This window comes from Pseudomonas sp., assembly GCF_050739995.1.
Lineage (GTDB): Bacteria > Pseudomonadota > Gammaproteobacteria > Pseudomonadales > Pseudomonadaceae > Aquipseudomonas.
On record NZ_JBOICG010000154.1, the window covers coordinates 1 to 3,388 of the forward strand.

Here is a 3,388-nt window from a genome sequence, read left to right on the forward strand (position 1 = left end):
ACCGTGCCCCGTATCGTCTGCGTGAACGCCAGTGGATCGCCAAGACCGAAGAGCTGCTGGAAGACGTCGCCAAGAACACTCGGGAGAACCAGCATTGGGAAATGCTGGTGGTAACCCATTCCGACTACGCGCTGTCCATCGCCCTCAACGAAACTACCGACCCGGAAACTCCGCCGGTCGATCCGGCCGAGGCGGGTGGCAATGAGTTCGTGTCGATCATCGAGAAACTCGACAAGTACGCCAGCGATTTTCCTGATACCCGCCGCACCTTGCTCAACAGCCTGCGGCTGTTTGCCAGTTTCGAGGACCGCGTGGCTGAGTCATTCCAGGTGTACGCCAATGTGCGCACTGTGCGCTTCAACGAAATGGAATACTCGGTGCCCGCCGAGCATGGCCCGGCCTGCCTGCGAGAAATCCTCAAGCTGATCACCGACAAAGACTTGCGTACCTGGTTTCCCATCGAGTATCGCTACGTCAAGGCCGATGACATTCCCTTGAGCATGTTTGAAGGTCGCGACAGCTGTTCGATCTCTGTTCACCAGCACTACACCATGGACCACCACAACTTCTTTGCCGCCGTGGAGCCGATCTTCTGGAAGTACGCCGGTCGGCCGCACTGGGGCAAATTGCACACCCTCAACGCACGCGCGCTGCAGCCGCTGTACCCGCGCTGGGAAGAATTCAGTCGCGTGCGCCGCGAGTTGGACCCCACTGGAAAATTCCTCAATGCACACCTGTCATCCATCCTGGGGGTGGCCTGATGAAACGCCGACATTTTGTCCTGGGCACCGGTGCCGTATTGGTGGCCGGTGCCTGGCTGCTGCGTCCGAGTGATCGCGGCGGCCCGTACAACGAGTATTTCCGCACCCTCAATGAAGAGCTCAAGGCCCATGGACCGATGCGCCCGGTGATGCTGATCGACCTGGACCGCCTGGATCACAATATCGACGTGGTGGCTCAGTCGGTGCAGCGTGGCGGCAAGCATCTGCGTCTGGTGGAGAAGTCATTGCCGTCGCCCGGGCTGCTGGCCTATATCGCTAAGCGCTCAGGCACGCAGCGTTTGATGTCGTTTCATCAACCCTTTCTGAATCACGATGCCCAGGTGTTCCCCGGGGCCGATATCTTGATGGGCAAGCCGTTGCCGGTGCGATCCGCCGAGCTGTTTTACCAAACCCATAAAGGACCGTTCGAGCCGTCGCGCCAGCTGCAGTGGCTGCTGGATACGCCCGAGCGCTTGCAGCAATACCTGCTGCTGGCCCAAGGGTTGGGTGCGCGGTTGCGGGTGAATATCGAGCTGGATGTGGGGTTGCATCGCGGTGGCGTCGCGGACAATGCGGTGTTGGGGCAGATGCTCACGCTGATCAATGCCCACCCGCAGCACTTGGAGTTTGCCGGATTCATGGGCTACGACCCGTTTGTCGGCATGGGCGTGCCAGGCATCCTCGGCTCGCCCCAGGCATTGTTTGAGCAGGTGATGCAGCGTTACAACGGTTATGTCGACTTCACCCGCCAGCGGTTTGCCGGGTTATGGCGTGAGGGACTGACCTTGAATACGGCCGGCAGCCCGAGTTATCGCATCCATGAGCAGGAAACGCTGAGCACGGAAGTGTCGGTGGGCACGGCGCTGCTCAAGCCCACCCATTACGATCTGCCGTCCCTGAGTGAGCATGTACCGGCGGCGTTTATCGCAACGCCCGTGCTGAAAAGCACCGGGCCGGTGAATATTCCGGCGCTGGATGGCAAGTCGCGGGTGTTTTCCTGGTGGGATGCGAACCAGCGTGAGACGTTCTTTATTTATGGCGGTAACTGGATGGCGGAGTTCGAGTCACCCCAGGGGCTGCAAAGCAATGGAGTGTATGGGCGCAGCTCCAATCAGGAGATGGTCAATGGTTCGCCTGCGGTGGGGTTGAACATTGAGGACCAGGTGTTTTTACGACCCACCCAGAGTGAGTTTGTGTTGTTGCAGTTTGGGGATTTGCTGGGGGTGCGGGGTGGCAAAATCGTAGAGACCTGGCCCGTTTACACCTGACGAAACGGCATAAAACCTGTGGGAGCGGGCTTGCTCGCGAATGCAGTCTTTCAGTGGTGGATACGCTGACTGACACACCGCATTCGCGAGCAAGCTCGCTCCCACATTATGGTCGGTGTTTACAGGGCAAATGGGATCGTGAGCTTGGCCCATAACATATCGCCTTCCGGCCGGTTCTTTACATCAAATTCCTTGGCCCAGCGGATCTCGGCGCTGGCGTATTTGAGGAACGTGAAATACACCGCCGGGCCAATCGCGAACACTTGGCCACGGACGCCGTCAGTCACGTCCTCGCCAAAAGGGTTCACCACGGTGTGACCGTACTGCTTATCGTCGGTGGTCTGTTTGAGGTAATAACCATTGATGCCCAGGCTCAGGTTATCGGTCACCTTGTAGCTGGCCGAGTAGTCGAAGTGGAAGATCTGTCCGGAGCGATAGTCGGTGTCGTGGTTTTCTTCGTTGAAGCTGTAGGTGGTCTTGATTGACAGCTCGGTGCGTGGGTTGGGCATCCAGGTTGCCGAGACCAGCGGTTTGTAGGTGTAGAAGTTGTTGCTGGTGTTGGCCAGGCGCGTAGCGTCGTATTCACCGGTGGGCAGGGTGATTTCCACGGCGGCCGCCAGGGTCAGATTCTTGCCCATGTCCCACAGAATGATCGGCGCCAGGGTGGTGTCGCCCATGCTTTCGCGGGTATCGGACATGCCGAACAGCGACACCTGCTGCTTGATATAGGGCTGGGCGATGTAGCCGCCGAGGCGCCCGCCAAACACGCGTACGGGGCTCAGATAGTCCAGACGCGGGATGATTGCGTCAGACTTGATGCGTACCTCGGACACCTTGCCGCCCAGGGAACTGATGTCGAGTTTGCGTGCCTGGTAGTGGTTGTAATACAGGTTGAAGGCGAACATATGGTCCGGCAGGTTGTTCACATCCAAGGGCAGGATGTAGAAACCGTCGGTGCCGGGACCGATGTTGTCGACACCGCCTTCGGTGGCCAGGGCCGGTAGGCTGATCAGGCTCAACAATGCGAGTTGCAGCGGATGAAGTGCACGGGTGGGGTTCATGTCTGGCCTCATTATTATTGTTAGGGCACTGCTACCCATAGAAATAAGCCTTGGGTGTCCGTCAGGGCAGGGTTTTGGCGGCCAGATAAGGGGGCTTTGCCGGACAGCTTTCACTCAGGATGCAGCGATTCTTGCAAGCGCCTATGATTGTCAGAATGTTTCTAAAACAAGAACTGAAGTACTCAGTCGGGAACCTGTAGACCATGCAAAGGAAAGTTGTTGATCCGCAGTTCGAACTGGCGCTGGTGTCGCCGTTCCTGTTGCAAACCTTGGGGCAGGTAGTGGCGCAGAAGGGCGT

General features: G+C 58.3%; 3 protein-coding genes. 2 read left to right on the forward strand and 1 reads right to left on the reverse strand.

Features of this window, described 5'->3' with window-relative positions; all coding sequences use genetic code 11:
• Both ACRESD_RS05460 and ACRESD_RS05465 read left to right on the forward strand, forming a co-directional pair.
• On the forward strand, positions 1-761 hold a 761-nt coding region (locus ACRESD_RS05460; protein WP_431749993.1), incomplete at its 5' end, for a D-arabinono-1,4-lactone oxidase.
• 59 nt (positions 762-820) lie between these two features.
• A complete protein-coding gene (locus ACRESD_RS05465) occupies positions 821-2,029 on the forward strand; it encodes a DSD1 family PLP-dependent enzyme (RefSeq protein ID WP_431749995.1) in 1,209 nt (402 codons plus the stop codon).
• A gap of 119 nt (positions 2,030-2,148) precedes the next feature.
• Here ACRESD_RS05465 and ACRESD_RS05470 read toward each other — a convergent pair whose 3' ends face one another.
• On the reverse strand, positions 2,149-3,090 hold the full coding sequence (locus ACRESD_RS05470) for a SphA family protein (RefSeq protein WP_431749994.1): 942 nt from the start codon (positions 3,088-3,090) through the stop codon (positions 2,149-2,151).
• Positions 3,091-3,388: the final 298 nt, after the last annotated feature.

What these genes read in the sequence shown, in the direction of transcription:
- ACRESD_RS05470 (WP_431749994.1), bottom strand. Translation starts at nt 3,090, where the DNA reads ATGAACCCCACCCGTGCACTTCATCCGCTGCAACTCGCATTGTTGAGC.